At 66.0% G+C, this 17,012-nt stretch carries 16 protein-coding genes; 7 read left to right on the forward strand and 9 right to left on the reverse strand.

Annotated features, from left to right (window positions below):
- The first annotated feature begins 39 nt into the window (after nt 1-39).
- Nucleotides 40-810 carry an oxygen-binding di-iron domain-containing protein gene (locus LRS03_RS08340; RefSeq protein WP_257824944.1) on the forward strand — a complete coding sequence of 257 codons (771 nt, stop codon included), beginning with the start codon at nt 40-42 and terminating at the stop codon, nt 808-810.
- Nucleotides 811-841: 31 nt separating this feature from the next.
- Complete coding sequence (locus LRS03_RS08345; RefSeq protein ID WP_257824946.1) at nt 842-3,346, forward strand: ABC transporter permease; 2,505 nt, start codon at nt 842-844, stop codon at nt 3,344-3,346.
- Here the strand turns inward: LRS03_RS08345 and LRS03_RS08350 are convergent.
- A complete protein-coding gene (locus LRS03_RS08350; protein ID WP_257824947.1) occupies nt 3,276-4,370 on the reverse strand; it encodes a GlxA family transcriptional regulator in 1,095 nt (364 codons plus the stop codon). The genes LRS03_RS08345 and LRS03_RS08350 overlap by 71 nt on opposite strands.
- A 94-nt stretch (nt 4,371-4,464) precedes the next feature.
- Here LRS03_RS08350 and LRS03_RS08355 point away from each other — a divergent pair, with 94 nt between their 5' ends.
- Entirely contained in the window at nt 4,465-5,274 is an 810-nt protein-coding gene (locus LRS03_RS08355; RefSeq protein ID WP_257824948.1) for an alpha/beta fold hydrolase, read from the forward strand.
- 430 nt (nt 5,275-5,704) lie between these two features.
- On the opposite strand, the gene LRS03_RS08360 is transcribed toward LRS03_RS08355, so the two are convergent.
- Nucleotides 5,705-6,961 (reverse strand): CmpA/NrtA family ABC transporter substrate-binding protein, encoded by a 1,257-nt coding sequence (locus tag LRS03_RS08360; RefSeq protein WP_257824949.1) that lies wholly within the window; start codon nt 6,959-6,961, stop codon nt 5,705-5,707.
- A 368-nt stretch (nt 6,962-7,329) separates the two neighbouring features.
- Nucleotides 7,330-8,682, reverse strand: coding sequence for a chloride channel protein (locus LRS03_RS08365; RefSeq protein ID WP_257824950.1), 1,353 nt, complete (start codon nt 8,680-8,682; stop codon nt 7,330-7,332).
- A gap of 61 nt (nt 8,683-8,743) precedes the next feature.
- Here LRS03_RS08365 and LRS03_RS08370 point away from each other — a divergent pair, with 61 nt between their 5' ends.
- On the forward strand, nt 8,744-9,268 hold the full coding sequence (locus LRS03_RS08370) for a MarR family winged helix-turn-helix transcriptional regulator (protein WP_257824951.1): 525 nt from the start codon (nt 8,744-8,746) through the stop codon (nt 9,266-9,268).
- Nucleotides 9,269-9,297: 29 nt separating this feature from the next.
- Here LRS03_RS08370 and pal read toward each other — a convergent pair whose 3' ends face one another.
- The 6 genes from pal to LRS03_RS08400 form a co-directional block, all read right to left on the reverse strand.
- Complete coding sequence (gene pal, locus LRS03_RS08375; RefSeq protein WP_257824953.1) at nt 9,298-9,837, reverse strand: peptidoglycan-associated lipoprotein Pal; 540 nt, start codon at nt 9,835-9,837, stop codon at nt 9,298-9,300.
- Nucleotides 9,838-9,992: 155 nt separating this feature from the next.
- Nucleotides 9,993-10,259, reverse strand: a complete 267-nt coding sequence (locus LRS03_RS08380) for a DUF5985 family protein (protein WP_257824955.1) — start codon at nt 10,257-10,259, stop codon at nt 9,993-9,995.
- Nucleotides 10,256-10,516 (reverse strand): DUF5985 family protein, encoded by a 261-nt coding sequence (locus tag LRS03_RS08385; RefSeq protein WP_257824956.1) that lies wholly within the window; start codon nt 10,514-10,516, stop codon nt 10,256-10,258. The genes LRS03_RS08380 and LRS03_RS08385 overlap by 4 nt, the downstream gene beginning before the upstream one ends.
- Complete coding sequence (locus LRS03_RS08390) at nt 10,509-10,907, reverse strand: hypothetical protein (RefSeq protein WP_257824957.1); 399 nt, start codon at nt 10,905-10,907, stop codon at nt 10,509-10,511. The genes LRS03_RS08385 and LRS03_RS08390 overlap by 8 nt, the downstream gene beginning before the upstream one ends.
- A 7-nt stretch (nt 10,908-10,914) precedes the next feature.
- Nucleotides 10,915-11,685 (reverse strand): trehalose-phosphatase, encoded by a 771-nt coding sequence (gene otsB / locus LRS03_RS08395; RefSeq protein ID WP_257824958.1) that lies wholly within the window; start codon nt 11,683-11,685, stop codon nt 10,915-10,917.
- Nucleotides 11,682-14,018 (reverse strand): alpha,alpha-trehalose-phosphate synthase (UDP-forming), encoded by a 2,337-nt coding sequence (locus tag LRS03_RS08400; protein WP_257824960.1) that lies wholly within the window; start codon nt 14,016-14,018, stop codon nt 11,682-11,684. The genes otsB and LRS03_RS08400 overlap by 4 nt, the downstream gene beginning before the upstream one ends.
- A gap of 27 nt (nt 14,019-14,045) precedes the next feature.
- On the opposite strand from LRS03_RS08400, the gene LRS03_RS08405 reads away from it, so the two are divergent.
- The 3 genes from LRS03_RS08405 to LRS03_RS08415 all read left to right on the forward strand — a co-directional run bounded on the left by LRS03_RS08405 (nt 14,046) and on the right by LRS03_RS08415 (nt 16,884).
- Nucleotides 14,046-15,185, forward strand: a complete 1,140-nt coding sequence (locus LRS03_RS08405) for a mechanosensitive ion channel family protein (RefSeq protein ID WP_257824961.1) — start codon at nt 14,046-14,048, stop codon at nt 15,183-15,185.
- Entirely contained in the window at nt 15,182-15,370 is a 189-nt protein-coding gene (locus LRS03_RS08410) for a hypothetical protein (protein WP_257824962.1), read from the forward strand. The genes LRS03_RS08405 and LRS03_RS08410 overlap by 4 nt, the downstream gene beginning before the upstream one ends.
- A gap of 233 nt (nt 15,371-15,603) precedes the next feature.
- Nucleotides 15,604-16,884: a cation:proton antiporter gene (locus LRS03_RS08415; protein ID WP_257824964.1), complete on the forward strand. Its 1,281-nt coding sequence runs from the start codon at nt 15,604-15,606 to the stop codon at nt 16,882-16,884.
- Nucleotides 16,885-17,012 lie beyond the last annotated feature (128 nt).

Genomic DNA, 17,012 nt, shown 5'->3' on the forward strand with positions numbered 1-17,012 from the left:
CAAGGGTGCGCCGGGCTTGGCTGCCTAAGCTCTCGCGCCATGCCCATCGAGCTCTACAACCGCGACGGCCACCAGTGCCTCATGTTCACCGACTTGTGCCAGGAAGGCGACGAGGTGGTGCAGTCCAACCAGTTCCTGGTGATCGACGGCGACACCGGCGCCATCATCGACCCGGGCGGCAACCTCGCCTACGGCGAGCTCTACCTCGCGATGACGCGGCATTTCGCGCCGCAGCGGCTGTCGGCCATCCTCGCCTCGCATGCCGACCCGGACATCATCGCCTCGCTCGACCGCTGGATGACGGCCACGCCCTCGGCCAAGATCTACATCTCGCGGGTGTGGGAGCGCTTCATTCCGCACTTCTGCAAATCGGGCAAGACCGACGGGCGCATCGTGGGCATCGCCGACCCGGGCATGCGGGTGCCGCTCGGGCGCGGCGAGCTGATCGCGCTGCCGGCGCACTTCCTGCACTCCGAGGGCAACTTCCAGTTCTACGACCCGGTGAGCCGCATCCTCTTCTCCGGCGACCTCGCCGCCTCGATGGGCACCGGCGAGCAGGCGCAGCACATGGTCTCGCAACTCGCCAGCCACCTGCCGCGCATGGAGGGCTTCCACCGCCGCTACATGGTGTCGAACAAGGTGCTGCGCCACTGGGCCCAGATGGCACGCACGCTCGACATCCAGATGATCGTGCCGCAGCACGGCTCGCCGCTGCGCGGGCCGGCCGTGCGCGAGTTCATCGACTGGGCCGAACGCCTGGAATGCGGCATCGACCTGCTGAGCGACCGCCACTACCGCGTGCCCGACTGACCGCCGCCACCGGCCACCTCACAATCGCGCGGTGACATCCACCGCCTTGAGCCTGTTGCGCCACGTCTCGTGGCCGCAGTGGCGCCACCAACCCCTGCGCACCCTCACCGCGGTGCTCGCCATCGTGCTGGGCGTGGCGCTCGCGTTCTCGGTGCAGCTCATCAACCAGTCGGCGCTGGCCGAGTTTGGCGCGGCGGTGCGCTCGGTCAACGGCCAGCCCGACTTCGAGCTGCGCGCGCAAGCGAGCGGCTTCGACGAAGCGCTCTACGCGCGGGTGGCTGCACACCCCCAGGTGGCCGTGGCGAGCCCCGTGATCGAGATCGACACGCAGGCGCAAGCGGCCTCGGGCGAGCGGGTGGCCGTCAAGCTGCTCGGCGTCGACGCGCTCTCGGCCGCCCCCGTGGCGCCGGCCCTCATGCCACGCGTGAACGACGGCGCCGACCGGCTCGCGCTGCTCTCGGCCGAGGCCGTCTTCCTCAACGGCGCGGCGCAGCAGCGCCTGGGCAACCCGGCAACGCTCTCACTGCGCACACCCGACGGCTGGGTCGTGCCCAGGGTGCAAGGCCGCGTGGCCGCGGGCGGCCCGCCGCTGGTGGTGATGGACATCGCCGCGGTGCAGGCGCGGTTTGGCTGGCTCGGCCGCCTGAGCCGCATCGACGTGCGCCTGCAAGCCGGCGCCGACCGCGCCGCCGTGCTGCGCGCGCTGGCGCTGCCCGAAGGCGTGCGTGCGGCCTCGCCGGACGAATCGGCGGAGCGGGCCTCGAACATGTCGCGCGCCTACCGGGTGAACCTCACGGTGCTGGCGCTGGTGGCGCTCTTCACCGGCGCCTTCCTCGTCTTCTCGATCCTCTCGCTCTCGGTCGCACAGCGCCAGCCGCAGCTGGCGCTGCTCGGCGTGCTGGGGCTGTCGGCCGGCGAGCGCCTGCGGCTCGTGCTGCTGGAGGCCCTGCTGCTCGGCGTGGCGGGCAGCGTGATGGGCCTGCTGCTCGGCAGCGGCCTGGCGGCGCTGGCCCTGCGCATGCTCGCAGGCGACCTGGGCGGCGGCTACTTTCCCGGCGTGGCGCCGCGGCTGCAGTTCAGCGCCGGCGCTGCGGCGCTCTACGGCGCGCTGGGCGTGCTGGCGGCGGGCGTGGGCGCGTGGGTGCCGGCCCGTGCGGCGCAGCGCATGGCGCCCGCACAAGCCCTCAAGGGCCTGGGCAGCGCGCACGGCGGCGCCGGCATCGCCTGGTTCGGCCCCGTGATGCTCGTGGCGGCGCTCGTGCTCGCGCTGCTGCCGCCGGTGGCCGAGCTGCCGCTGCCGGCCTACGCCTCGGTGGCCTGCCTGCTGCTCGGGGGCATTGCCTGCGTGCCCGCGGGCGTGCAGCTGCTGATGAGGCTGCTGCCGCCGCCGCGCCATGCGCTCGCACTGCTGGCGGTGGAGCGCGCGCGGCACGAGCGCCACAGCGCCACCATCGCGGTGGCCGGCGTGGTGGCGAGCCTGAGCCTCGCGGTGGCCTTGACGGTGATGGTCACGAGCTTTCGCGATTCGATGGTCGACTGGCTCGACCAGGTGCTGCCGGCCGACCTTTACCTGCGTGTGCCCGCCGGAGACGTGGCCGGCCTGCCGCTGGCGCTGGTGGCCCAGGCGCCGGGCCTGCCCGGCGTGCGGCGCGCCACCACCCAGCGCGCCGCCACGGTGCAGCTCGCGCCCGAACGCCCACCCGTCGCACTGCTGGCCCGAGACATCGCCGACCCGGCACAGGCGCTGCCCTTCGTCGGCCCGCTGCTGCCGCTGCCCGAGGGCGCGACGGCGGCCTACGTCAGCGAAGGCATGGCGCGCCTCTATCAACTGCAGGCCGGCCAGCGCACCATGCTGCCGTTGCCCAACGGGCAGCGCGCCGAGGTGTTCGTGCGCGGCGTGTGGCGCGACTATGCCCACCAGCACGGCGCCGTCGTGCTGCACGCGAGCGACTACCGCCGCCTCACCGGCGACCTGCGCGTGACCGACCTCGCGCTCGTGCTGCAGCCCGGCACCGACGTGGCCGCCCTGCAGCAGACGCTGCGCACGCTGGCCGGCGCCGACGCCCCGGTGCTGCAGTTCGCCACCGCCGGCGAGCTGCGCGCGGTGTCGCTGCGCATCTTCGACCGCAGCTTTGCGGTGACCTACTGGCTGCAGGCCGTGGCCATCGGCATCGGCCTCTTCGGCATTGCCGCGAGCTTCTCGGCGCAGGTGCTCGCGCGACGCAAGGAGTTCGGCCTGCTCGCGCACCTGGGCTTCACGAGGCGGCAGGTGCTCGCGGTGGTGGCCGGCGAAGGCGCGGTGTGGACCAGCGCCGGCGCCCTGCTCGGCCTGCTGCTGGGCCTGGCGGTGAGCGTGGTGCTGGTGAAGGTGGTCAACCCGCAAAGCTTCCACTGGACGATGGAGATGGCCCTGCCCGTCATGCGCCTCGCGCTGCTCTGCGCAGCCGTGGTGGTGGCGGGGACGCTCACCGCATGGCTTGCGGCGCGGAACGCGGCGTCGCGGCAGATGGCATTGGCGGTGAAGGAGGACTGGTAGCAGCCGCCAGCCGACGCGCCAGCTTTCCGAAATGCGCGCGGTACTGCGCCGGGGTCATCGACACCTTGCGCCGGAAGAGGCGGCCGAAGAAGGCGGCGTCCTGGTAGCCGACTTCGAGCGCGATGGCTTCGACGGGCGCGTCACCGCTCGCCAGCATCTGCTTGGCCTCCTCGATGCGCAGCGCATGCACGTACTCCAGCGGGCTCATGCCGGTGGCGAGTGCGAAGCGGCGCTTGAACGTGCGCTCCGGCAGCCCTGACAGGGCGACCATCTGCGTCACGGGCGCCGCCGCCGCGTAGTTCAGCGCGGCCCACTGCTGGCAGCGCGTGATCGCAAGGTCGGCATTGCGGCCGGTGTACTTGAGCGACGCATACGCCACCGGGCTGACCGCGTTCAGGTCCATCAGCTTCATGCGCGCGACCTGCATCGCCACCTGCGGCGCCGCGAAACGCGCGATGAGGTGCATCGCCAGCAAATGCCACGAGACGCCACTGCCGGCCATGACGATGCGTTGATCGTCACCCGTGGCCACCAGCGTGCGCTCGGGGTGCCATCGGGTGCCCGGGTATTCGCGTCGCAGGGCGTCGCAATAGGCCCAGTGCGAGGTCGCCTCCAGGCCATCGAGCAGCCGCGTGCGCGCGAGCAGCACCGCCCCCGAACAAGCCGACGCGACCGTGGCCCCGCGATCGAAGCAAGCCCGCACCCAGGCCGCCTCGGCGTCATAGCGGTCACCGAGCGATTCGTCGGGTGGCACTTCGAGCGTGGAGATGCAGACGATCGTGGCGTCTTGCGCATCGGCCAGGGACGCGTCGGGCTTGACGAGCGGCCCGCTCTCCAGCTGCACCGGCTGGCCATCGCGGCTCACGACCAGCGGGCGGAACGGGGGCTCGGGCTTGGCTTCGCCGTGCATCAGCTGCCAGTGCCGCCCGGCGCTGCGCAGCGTGTCGTACAGACCATAGAGCGTCGAGGCAGAGACCTCCGGCACCACGAGCAGCGCCACTGTGAGGGGTTTCGAAGCGGGCATGGCACGAACCTCAGTGTCTTGGCACGAACGACTGTAGTCGAGGCAGCTCGCCCCACCCAAGATGCGGCTCCCATCACTCGTCGGAGACAACAGCATGCGACACCTCACATCGCCCAGCGGCACCAGGATCGAAATCGACACCCATGGCAGCGGGCCGCCGCTGGTCCTCGTTCACGGCTCCTTCAGCGACCATCGCGACAACTGGCAGTTCGTGGCGCCGCTGCTGTCGCAGCGGTTCACGGTGCATGCCGTGGCGCGACGCGGCCGCGGGCAGACCGATGCCACCACCGGGCACAGCATCGAGGACGAGGCACAAGACATCGCAGCGGTCGTGCGCTCGATCGACGAGCCGGTGTTCCTGCTCGGCCACTCGTATGGTGCCCAGGTGGCGCTCGCCGCCGCGCTGCAGCTGCCCGACCGCGTGCGCAAGCTGGTGCTCTACGAAGCGCCCTGGCCCGATGCCATCGAAGCGCAGGCGATGGCGGGACTCGAAGCCTTGGCGTCAGCCGGCGACTGGGAGCGTTTCGCACTCACCTTCTTCGGTGATTTGCTGGGCGTGCCGACCCCGGAGCTGCAGGCCCTCAGGGCCAGCGAGCTGTGGCCACCGATCGTGGCAGACGCCAAGGCCTCGCTGCGCGACCTGCGTGCGCTGAGGCAGCATCGGTTCGACGCCGAGCGCTTTCGCGCGCTGCGCATGCCGGTGCTGCTGCAGATCGGCAGCGACAGCCCCCGCGAGCTCTACGTCACCGATGCGCTGGACAAGGTGTTGCCAGACGTGCGCATCGAGGTCTTGCCAGGCCAGGCGCATGAGGGCATGACGACGGCGCCGGAGATGTTTGGCGAGGCGGTGTCTCGGTTCCTGCTGCAAGACCGCGGGTTGGGCGACGCCAGGGCCGCGGCATGATCGCCGCAACCGGCCGCTGAGTATCGATCACCGTCGGAGGCGGAGCCCCTCTTCGCACCGGTGGACGTCCTCACCGCGATGCCCGTCAAGACCAAGCCCTCCAAGAGTCGGACGCCTTAAGACTCGACTTCCGCGGTTCGGAGAACCTGGCTCGACACCGAGCGATTCGCCGGTTCGACGGCAGGTCGTGACACCCGTCCTGCACCGAACGTGGTTGGCTGGGTGCATCGACTGGAGTCCCCGCCGTAAAGATGATGCAGCGCGCACGGGAGGTGTACCTGTCGCTGGAAGATGCTGACCGTCAAGCCGCCGATGCATGGCTGGATCGCATCGGCGGGCAGCGCTTCCGCGACTTCCAAGACCCACCTCGCCTTGCGCGGAGCGAGTTGAGCGTTGCGCTCGCGGCTTGAGCGACAGATCGGCCCAAGCGTCAGGCCTTGATCTTGAATCCGTCCGCATAAGCGCCCGGATTCTTGCCATCCCAGAGCGCGCCGTCGATCAGCTTGCTTGACCGCATCGGCTCCTTCGGCATCGAGATCTTGAGCGCCGATGCGGCCTGCCGGTAGATGTCGATCTGGTTGATCTGCTTGGCGACCGCCAGGTAGTTCGGGTGCTCCTTGATCAGCCCCCAGCGCTTGTGCTGCGTCAGGAACCACATTCCGTCCGAAAGGTAGGGAAAGTTCACCGCACCGTCGTTGAAAAACTTCATGTGATTCGGATCGTCCCAGGTCCGGCCCAGCCCGTTTTGGTAGCGCCCGAGGATGCGCTGGTTGATGGCGTCGACGCTGGTGTTGATGTACGCCTTTTCCGCGACGGTTTCAGCCATCTTCATCTTGTTCTGCAGGCTTGCATCGATCCATCGGCTGGCTTCGAGCACAGCCATGGTCACCGCGCGAGCGGTGTTCGGGTGGGCCTTCACGAACTCCGCGGTGGTACCCAGCACCTTCTCAGGATGGTCCTTCCACACATCCTGCGACGTTGCCGCCGAAATGCCGATGCCGTCCATGATCGCGCGGTGGTTCCATGGCTCTCCCACACTGAAGCAGTCCATGTTCCCCACGCGCATGTTGGCGACCATCTGTGGCGGCGGCACGGTGATCACTTTGGCATCTTTGAAGGGATCGATGCCGCCGGATGCGAGCCAGTAGTACAGCCACATGGCGTGTGTCCCGGTTGGAAATGTCTGGGCGAAGGTGTATTCACGCTTCTCTGCCCGCATCACCTTGGCCAGACCCGCCAGGTCCGTTGCTCCCTTCTGGGCAAGCTGCTTCGACACGGTCAGTCCCTGGCCGTTGTTGTTGATGGTCATCATCACCGCCATGTCCTTCTTGGGGCCGCTGACGCCCAGGTGCACGCCATAGACCAAGCCATAGAGGACGTGCGCGAAATCAAGCTCACCATTGACGAGCTTGTCGCGCACCCCGGCCCAGGACGCCTCCTTGGTCGGAATGATCTTCACGCCGTACTTCTTGTCGAAGCCAAGCACCGAGGCCATCACGACGGAAGCGCAGTCGGTCAGGGGAATGAACCCGATCTTGACCTCTTCCTTCTCCGGCTTGTCGGAGCCGGCGGCGTATACGGCGGCGCGCAGGCCCGGCAACAAGGTCGTTGCCCCTGCAGCCGCAACCTGAAGCAGCTTGCGCCGTCCTGCGGATGCGCTGGCATGTCGATGATTCGGTTTGTTCATTCCTCTGGCTCCTATGGAATCGTTGATATTCAAAACAAAAGGCGTCCGCCCGCCCTGCTTGCGCAGGAAGGAAAGACGCCTTTGTCATGGATGCAGGCTCGCCGTTGAGTCCGCGGTTCCGATGAAGGCCGCCGTTGGCCTTCATCGGTTTCCTACGCAACAGCCATGCCTGAGGAACGATGCCCGCAAAGCCCGATCGGAGTGCCGACAAGATGTATTTGCACAAATGCAGTGCTCAGGCACTGCGCAACTTGTCACGCGTGGTGCGTTTGGCGAGCCAGATGCGTATAAGTCCGTGTTGCCAGGACAATTTGGACAAATACACTTCTCCCGTCCCCAGCATGAAGATGGTGGCGGACCAGAAGCGCTTAGGTTTGGAGCCCCTGCGGGGGCTCCTTTTTCTTCGGCTCAGTGGGCAGCCGCGTGAGCTGAACTTCCGCCAGTGCGACGTAGAGCGGCCGTGTGAAGGTACGCGAGATGCCGCTGGCCACCAGCGAGCACGCCATGAGGCTTAGCACCATCGCGTGCCCATCGACCATTTCCATCACGATGATGAACGAGGTGAGTGGCGTCTGAGTGCTGCCCGCCAGGAACCCCACCATGCCAAGCGCAATCATCGTGGGCGCGTGCGGGTAGTTGAGCAACCACCCGATGTCGTTTCCCAGCGATGCGCCAATTGCCAGCGCCGGCGCGAAGATGCCACCCGAAACACCCGACCACGACGAGAGCCAGGTCGTGAGCATTTTGAAGAACACGAAGCTGCCCGGCGAAACTTCCTCGCCCGCCAGGAGCCCTCGGGTATAGGCGTACCCGCTGCCAAACGTCGACCCATTTGTCGCCACCCCGATGAGGGCCACCGCGAATCCGCAGCCTGCTGCAAACCAGACAGGACGCGCGGCACGGAAGCGCTGGACGGCCGTGGCCGTTTGTCCTGAGAGCGACTGCACCAGCAACTTCGCAAACAGCCCGCCCAACACGCCAGCTGAGATCGCAATCGCGAAGCCTGGCAGGACGGCACTCCATCCGATCTGAAGCACCTGAATGGAGCCGAAATAGTTGCCGGGCCCATACACCGACACAGCCACAAGCCCCGCCAACACGATGCCGGCGATGATGAGACCACTGTTGCGATGCTCGGGGGCGCGCGAAAGGCCTTCGATGGCGAACATCACGCCGGCGAGGGGAGTGTTGAATGCGGCGGCGACGCCTGCTGCGCCACCTGCCACAAGCAGGCCATGCTCCGTCACCGCCGATCGCCGCGGCAACCAGCGCTTCGCCCACAGCATCACGCCGGCGGCAATCTGAACGGAAGGTCCCTCCCGGCCAAGCGACAGGCCTCCGAACAATCCCAGCGAGGTCATCATCACCTTGGCGACGGCCAGTCGCATGGACACGAAGAGCCCCCTCGACCGCCCGTCCACCGACGAGTCGAGCGCGGCAATGACTTGCGGGATGCCCGAGCCGGCCGCGCCGGGTGCAAAACGGCGCACCAGCCACACCACCACGGCCGCACAGGCGGGCGTCAGAAGAAGTGGCAGCCACCACGCGCCGGCTCTCAGGGAGAAGAAAGCGCTGAGCGCACGCTCGGTGAGCCAGGTGAATCCGACGATGGTCAACCCGGCCAAGGCGGCCACGGCAATCACGACGGCACGTGCGGCCCAGAGGCGCCAATCTGCCAGTTCCCGGCGGATGGCCTGGACAAAGGGGCGGTCGACGCCCATCTCAGGCGTCGACCGGGGTGTGGTGGCCGCGGGTTTTCCACGGCTCCCCTATGATTTGGCGATGGCCACCCCAAAACGAAAGACCAAGGAAGCGCCGCCTGCTGTGGAGGCAGATTTGGCGCAAACCCTCGCGGCAGCAAGAGTGCTCAGGCAGTTTCGCCAGGTGTTCAATGCGGTCAAGACTCATTTCCAGCAAGTCGAGAAGAAGACGGGAGTGGGCGGTGCCCAGCTCTGGGCATTGAGCATCATTCATTCCAACCCCGGCATCGGCGTCAATGCGTTGGCGCAGGCCATGGACGTTCACCAGTCCACCGCCAGCAACCTCATCAAGACGCTGGTCGAGCGCGAGTTCATCGTGACGTCGAAATCGGAGTTCGACCGCAGAAGCGTCGAGCTGACCGTCCTGCCGGCTGGCACCCGACTGCTGCGTAAGGCGCCCGGCCCGTTCACCGGCGTGCTGCCCGAGGCGCTGGCCCAGCTCGATGCCGAGACGCTCGCCCGGCTCGAGGAAGACCTGGTGCGCCTCCTCACGCTGCTGAACGCCGACGAGCGCGCGGCGAACATCCCGCTCGGGCAAGTGCTGTAGGCGCCGAGCGGGCCTTCATCACTGGATGATCAGGGCGTCGAGTAGACGATGTCGGCGCGACGGTTCTGCGAGTAGGCCTTCTCGTCATCCCCCTTGGCGCGCGGGTGCTCTTCGCCCCAGCTCGTCGCCTCCATCTGCGACGGACGCACGCCCCACAGGCGCAGGGCCTTCATGGTGGCCTCGGCACGCTTCTGGCCTAACGCGAGGTTGTATTCAGCGCTGCCGCGCTCATCGGCATTGCCTTCGATCTTGACCTTCGCCGAGGGCGAGGCCGATAGGTATTTGCCATGCTTCTCGATGATGGACACGTAATCCTGGGCGATCGTTGCATCGTCAAAAGCGAAGTAGACGCTGCGCTCCACCGGGAGCACGCTTGGCGGCGTCATGGTCGATGCACGCAGACTCGACTGAGCGCTGCCAGCCGCCGTGCTGCTGCCGCTGGCCTTCGGTGAAGTGGCCGCTGATGTTGAAGCGCCAGTCATGGGTGCCGTCGGTGTGGTCGTGGTGGTAGAGCAGGCGCCCAGAAAACCGGCCAGCGTCACGGCAGCAACAGTGGTGAAGCCTTTCATGCAGATGTCTCCTCAGGGGTGTCGCGATCCGGGATGGATCGTCTGTCGGTCGAAGCCAGATCGTATATGCAGATTTGTGCAAATGCATTATGCATTTGCACAATTGTGATGCGGAGGTTTTCACGAATGGTGCGCGGACGCTCCAGCCCAGGACGTCAGCGGCTGCGGTTCTTGTCCAAGATCGCGACCACGATGAGCACATAGGCCAGGAATCGCACACCGTAGTGCCAGGGCTCGAATTCGCTGCGGCCGATGACGCCGATCAGCGCGCGGTTGATGCTCTCCAGAATGAAGGAGGCTGCAAAGAACAGATAGAACCGGTCGCGGCTGCTGCGCCAGTACCTGATGAAGAAAACGCCGATCGCAAGCGACACCGCAGAGATGGCCCCGAGCAGCACCGATTCGACAAGGGGCGTGTTCATCGCTCGCCCTCCAGAATCAGACCCGCGAGGAAGACCATCAAGGAAATCAGCCCGAGCAGCAAGCGCAAGACGGAAAGGTCGGTTTCCGGCACCACCAGCTTGTCCACCACCAGCAGCACGTTGGTGAGCGTGAGCCCGGCAAAGCACAAACCGCCCCACAGGAGCAGGCGGAAACGGCTTTGCGAATAGGCTTTGAGGAGCAGGCCGGCACACAGCGCCGACGTCACCGCACACAGCGTGTAGACGATCTCAGACATTGTCGGAATCCTTCCTCCAGCGGAACGCGTTGGCGAAGCGCTCGGCACTGCGCAGTGTGGGATCGTGAATCAACCGGGTGACCTCGACCAGATTGGATCGGTAGCAGGCGAACAGCTGATCGAGCGCGTCGGCCAGTTCGGTGTCGCGTGGGCTGTATCCATGACCTCCGGCGCGCTCCGTGACGACGCCGATTGCCGTGAGTTCATCGAGGAGCCGCTGCGCGACGTCGACGGGCACATACAGGGCGTGTGCGAGCGACGAAATGCTAAAGGCCCTATCGGGCGATGCGTGGAACAAGAGAGCAGCCTCCAGGAATGGCACCGATGGCACGCTGGTGAGGATGAAGCGCCTTACCTGGTCGGGAACGGCTGGAGGAATTGGTTTGGGCACGGAATGTTCAGCCAGAGACGCGCGACAAGGTCCGCAGAAGTCGCAGTGCGGCAAGCACATCGTCTTGCTGCTCCAAGACGAAGCGAGCCTCATCAAATGTTATGTCGTAGCCTACGTGAACCGTGACCCACTCGTCGTTGCGCCAATAGACAGACTCATCGGTCACGTCGTCTCCGAAGTAGATGACGCTTTCCGCCTTGGCTTCCTTGGCAATGCGTTCGACTGCATCGCCTTTGGTGGGCGATGCCGCCACGACAACATTCACGCAGAACTTCCCGTCAAAGGCGCGCAGCAAAGGGTGCAGATCGCTTAAGAAACGCGCAATTTCATGCCGCGCGGATGCAGGATCAGGTGCGGTGCGGTAATGAAGGGTCCACGACTCGCCCTTGTCTTCGATGGCGACCCCAGCATGGGCAAGCATTGAACGGTTTGAAGTCAGCCGATCCTGCCAAGTCACAACAGCGGACAGCACCTCCGGCGACCATTGCTGCATGCCGCCATCTGCGCCATCAGCGCCATGGTTCCCGACGATGAAGCGAGGCTCGAAACCCAGGCGCGTCGCGACGTCGTGCCTGGCGCGGCCGCTGACGATGGCCACCGGATGGCGCCGAACCAGATCCTTCATCACCTCCACCACCTCGGCACTGGGACGGGCGGCGGTCGGGTCATCCACGATCGGGGCAAGCGTGCCATCGAAATCGAATGCGAGCAGCACGGCCTGGTCCATGGCGCCCCTCAAGGCTTGCATGCCCTCGGGTGTCAGAAGCGGCTGCATCATGGGTTGTCTTCCAAGGCGTGCCGCTGCACGCGGGCTTCGATACGTTGCCGCAATCGCATGTGGGCGGCATCGGACAACATGCGCCCCGCCCAGCGGTAGACGTTGAACTCGCGCACCGTCATGCGCAGGCTCGCCATGCGTTCACGTTGCTCGGCAGCGGGCATGGTCAGCGCCTGATGGAGCGCGTCGGCGCACTCCTCGACGTGATACGGGTTGACCACCAAGGCCTCGGTCATTTCACGCGCCGCGCCGGCGAACCGGCTCAGGATGAGAACGCCTTGTTCGTCACTGCGCGCCGCCACGAACTCCTTGCACACAAGGTTCATCCCGTCGTGCAGGCTCGTGACCAGGCAAGCGTCTGCCGCCCGGTAGAGCTCGGTCAAGGCGTCGTGCTCATGGTGGTGAGGCAGCAGCACCACCGGCTCATAGCCGGGCCGGCCGAACCGGCGCTTGATGCGCTCGCACACCTGCCCGATGCGTTCCTGGAACAGGCGGTACTCCTCCAGCGAGGTGCGGGTGGGTGCGGCCACCTGCACGAGGCTGAACTTGCCGATCCATTCGGGGCGTTTCTCCAGCAGCCGCTCCACTGCATGCAGACGCTCGAGGATGCCTTTGGTGTAGTCGAATCGATCGACACCCACCGCGAGCCGGCGCCCGGCGTCCATCTGCAACCGCGAGAGCACCGCCGCACGGCACTGCTCGGCCGGCGGAAGCGCCTCGACGGCCTCACCCGAGGGCCACTCGATCGAGATCGGATAGCTTTCGATGAAGGTTTCGGTGTTGTTGACCGAGACGATCGAATGTTCATGCTCGATGCGCGCCTCCAGGTAGCGGTCGACGGTCTCGATGAAGTTCTTGCAATGGAAGCGCGTGTGGAAACCCAGGATCGTGCTGCCCAGCAACCCCTGCAGGATCTCGCGCCGCCATGGGCAGATGCCGAAGGACTCCGGGTTGGGCCACGGGATGTGCCAGAAGGTGAGGATGGTGGCCAGTGGGAGCTTCTCGCGGATCATCGCCGGCACCAGGGCGAAGTGATAGTCCTGCACGAGCACGATCGGGTCTTCGCTGTGTGCTTCGGCGATCACCGCCTCCGCGAATCGCCTGTTGACCGCCTGGTAGGCCTGCCAGTCGCTCTCGCGGAAGACCGGCCGCACGTGGGCGACGTGGCACAGTGGCCACAGGCCTTCATTGGCGAAGCCGTAGTAGTAGCCCTGCTCCTCTTCGGGCGACAGCCAGATGCGGCGCAGCGTGTAGTCGTCTCGCCCGGGCGGCACGCGCAGGCGGTCATGGGCATCGACCGTCCGGGCGTCTGCCGTGCCTCCGCCATGCGCGATCCAGGTGCCCGAGCAGGCGCGCATGACCGGCTCGACCGCCGTCACCAGCCCGCTCGCGGGCCGCCGCACGAAGACACTGCCGTCATCCGCCGCCTCGTGGATGTAGGGCTCGCGGTTGGAGACGACGATCACTTCGTCTCCTCGCAGCTTCGTGCGCAGCAGGCTGCGCAGTCGGTCTGCATCCCACTCCGCCTCGGGGCCCAGCGAGCGGCGGTACTCGTCCTCGAGGTCGCGCAGCCGCAGGCGCAATTCGGTTGCCACCGGCGCCAGTTCGCGCAGGGGGCCAGAAGGCCGCAGCAGGCCTTCTCCGCGCAGCAGCCCGCGAATGCCCGCGATCCAGCCACGCCAGCTCAGCTGGGCCACGATGACCGTGATGAGGGTCATCGCAGCACCCAGCAAGGCGATCAGGACGACGAGGTACTTGCGCGTGTCCTGGCTTCGCTTCTCGATGAAGCTCACGTCGTGCAGCAGCACCAGATCGGCCACAGGCCCGGAGTCCGACACCACGGAGTGCACGCCGACGTGCACCGGGCCGCCATCGATCTGCAGGACTGGCGGCACGCTGGTTGCCATGCTTTTCATCGTTCGACAGGCCAGGTTCGACGGATAGGCATCGGTGCGCCGCATCAGATCGCCTAGCGGCGAGCACAGCCCGATGCCGACGATCCGCTCGTCCTTGGCGGTACGGTCGAAGGTCGCCTGCAGCCGGTCGGTTGACGGCGCAGCGACAGCCTCAATGACGGCTTCGGAAAGCGCATTGGTCACCAGCTCACCCCGCAGATTGAGGTCGCGGGAAAACCACCGAAGCGTCAGCTGATCCATCAGCGGCAGCGCCAGATAGGCGGCGAGGCCCAAGGTCAACAGCAGGGGAACCAGGAACCGGAGTTGAAGTCGCAACGTGTTCACGTCAAATCGGGGCAAACCGCATTGTGGGCATGGCAAACGCGGGACCGATTCTATATTTGTGCAAATATGAGTCGATGAACATGCGGGCAACACGGGTTCGTCGGCCAGGCGGAATGAGTCATGAACGCAACCATTGATTGGCTGTCGGACACCACGATCTTCGGCATCACCATGGCCAATGGCCTCGTGGCGCTGGCCGTCGCGCTCGGGGCCTATCTCGTTTTCACGCAGGTGCTTCGCCTGCTGCTCAAGCGCCTGTCGAAGCTGGCCGAGCACAGCAACACCCACGTCGACGACATGCTGGTCGAGGTGCTGGCCAGGACCAACCGCACGCTGCTGCTGTTGGTGTCGATCCTGATCGGCGTCGGGTTCCTCGACCTGCCTGATCGTTGGGCGGCGCGTGTCTCGCAACTCTGGTTCGTGGCGCTGGCCTTGCAGATCGCCCTGTGGGCCAACACCGCGGTCACGCTCGGCCTTCGGCGCCATGCCGAGCGTCACGCCGGCAGCGGCACGGCGAACGGCAGCGCCGCGGGTACCCTGATTTCATGGGGCCTTCGCACGGTACTGTGGGCCATCGTCCTGCTGGCCATGCTGTCGAACCTGGGCGTGAACGTCACCGCCTTCGTGGCCAGCCTGGGGGTCGGCGGCATTGCGGTAGCGCTGGCGGCCCAGAACATCCTTGGCGACCTGTTCGCCTCGGTCGCCATTGCCGTGGACAAACCTTTCGAGGTGGGCGACTTCATCGTGCTCGGCAGCATCGCCGGCACCGTGGAGGTGGTAGGCGTGAAGACGACCCGCATCCGCAGCCTGGGCGGCGAGCAGATCGTGATGTCCAACACCGAGCTGCTCAAGCAGACCGTCAGCAACTACAAGCGGCTGGAGCAGCGGCGCATCGTGTTCGGTTTCGGCGTCACCTACCAAACAACGGTCGACCAGCTGAAGAAAATTCCGGAGCTGGTGCGCAGCCTCATTGGCGAGAGCGAACGGCTGCGCTTCGATCGTGCCCACTTCAAGGCGTATGGCGAAAGCTCGCTTGATTTCGAAGTCGTCTACTTCGTGCTCCAACCGGATTACAACGTCTACATGGACGAGCAGCAGCGGATCAACCTGCGGCTCATGGAGGAGCTGACGTCGCTCGGGGTCGAGTTCGCGTTCCCCACTCGTGTCATCTACATGCCGTCGTCCGACCAGGAGCGGAGCACGCCGTCGGAGCGCAAGCCGGCAGAGGCGCAGCCAGCGAACCATAGGACTGCGCCATGAATCCCTATGTCCGTTTCAGCGCAGTGGTCGCGACCTCGACGCTTCTGATGTTTGGCCTGATGTACCTCAATACCTACGAGATCGACCACTTCTACTTCAGCGAGGCGCGCGCCTACATGGCGATCGTCATGGGGGCGGCGATGGCGATCGTGATGCTGGGGTTCATGACCCACATGCCGACCTAGAGACTTCCCGGCGTGACGGCCGCTGAGCCGCATCGAATCAGGTCTTGTTCTTCCGTCGTCTGCAGACCGGGCGCCACTGGCTGGAATCCGCAATTTCCGCCATCGCCTGAAGGTGGCCCACTCGGGCCCTCTGCCGACTGCCCCTCGGGTACCGCAATCGCCTGGTGACAGCTCGCTACCATCGCGGCCCGCCCGCAGCGTTGCTGGGCTCAACACACCGCAGGCCTTTGCACATGGACTTCCTACCCTCCGGCTTGCCCGAAGGCAATCTCATGATCGCCTTCGGCGTGCTCCTGGCCTTTGGCACCTTGGGTGGCCTGCTTGCGGCGCGCGTGCGTTGGCTGCCCACGATCACAGGCTTCATGGCGCTGGGCCTTCTGATCGGACCCAGCGGCATCGGACTGTTGTCCCAGGCAACACTGGACAGCGCGCGAGTGCTGGTGGACATCGCGCTTGGGTTGATCCTGTTTCGCCTCGGCTCCGCCTTGCATCCCTGGGCGGTGGTGCGGGAGCGTCGCCTGTTGATCACGGGGCTGGTCGAAAGTCTCGCGACGTTCGCAGCCATCCTGGCGCTGATGCACCTGCTCGGCGCTTCGCACGTCGTGGCCGTGCTGGTGGCGGCGATCGCTGTCTCCTCATCACCAGCCGTGCTGGTCCATGTGGCCGAAGAGCTGCATGCCCGTGGTCCCACGATCGACACGGCAATGTCATTGGTGGCCATCAACAATGTGCTGGCCTTCGTTCTGTACTCGGTTGCGCTGCCGCTGGCCTTGCAAAGCGCCCGTGTCGAGCCGCTCACCGCGCTGGCCTTGCCGGCCTATCAGCTCCTCGGCGCCGTGGCCGTTGCACTGGTGGTTGGTTGGGTTGCGACATGGATCGCCCGGCAGACTCGGCGCAACGAGGAGCATCTGCGCTTCGCGTTGGTCGTGGGTGCGGTGCTGCTCTCGTTGGGGCTTGCTGTGGCGTTTCGTGTCTCGACGCTGTTTACAGCCCTGACGCTGGGCATTGTTTGCAGATGGCTGCAAGGCCGATCGCGGCTCACACGGGTGGACTTTGGAGGCGGAGGCGACGTGTTCTTCATCATCCTCTTCGTCGTGGCGGGTGCCAATTTGCACTTGGCCGACTTGGCACTTCACGCGCCGGCGGCATTGGGCTTCGTCTTGATGCGCTGCATGGCCAAAGCGGTAGCGGTCTACAGCTGCGGACGCGCGTTTGGATTTGCGCATCGTCAATCAACGGCGGTAAGCCTGATGCTGCTGCCGATGGCCGGCTTGGCGATCGGGTTGGTGCAGTCTACGGCTGGGCTCGTGCCCGAACTCGGCATGCAGGTGGCGGCCGTGGTGTTGGCTGCCGTCGCGGTCTTCGAAACCCTCGGCCCTCCGCTCGTGGCGTATGCCCTGAGATTTGCCGGTGAAGCCAAGGCCGCCATGCCCGATTCCCCCTCAGGCCGTGACGGCGCAGCCTCTGCGGAAACGTCTGCTCAGACTGCAGCGAATGAGTCAACCCATCCCTGACGTCCGGCCTGGCAGGCGAACACAAGCGGCAATGTCGAATGGGAGTGGTCGGGTGGGAGTGCCTCATCTCGCTACACTGCGCGCCGGGTGTCGAGCCGCTTCGGGCTCGGCAGGTTTGCGTGAAGGTC

Origin of the sequence: Rhizobacter sp. J219 (assembly GCF_024700055.1) — a bacterium.
In the GTDB taxonomy this organism is placed as follows: Bacteria; Pseudomonadota; Gammaproteobacteria; order Burkholderiales; family Burkholderiaceae_C; genus Rhizobacter.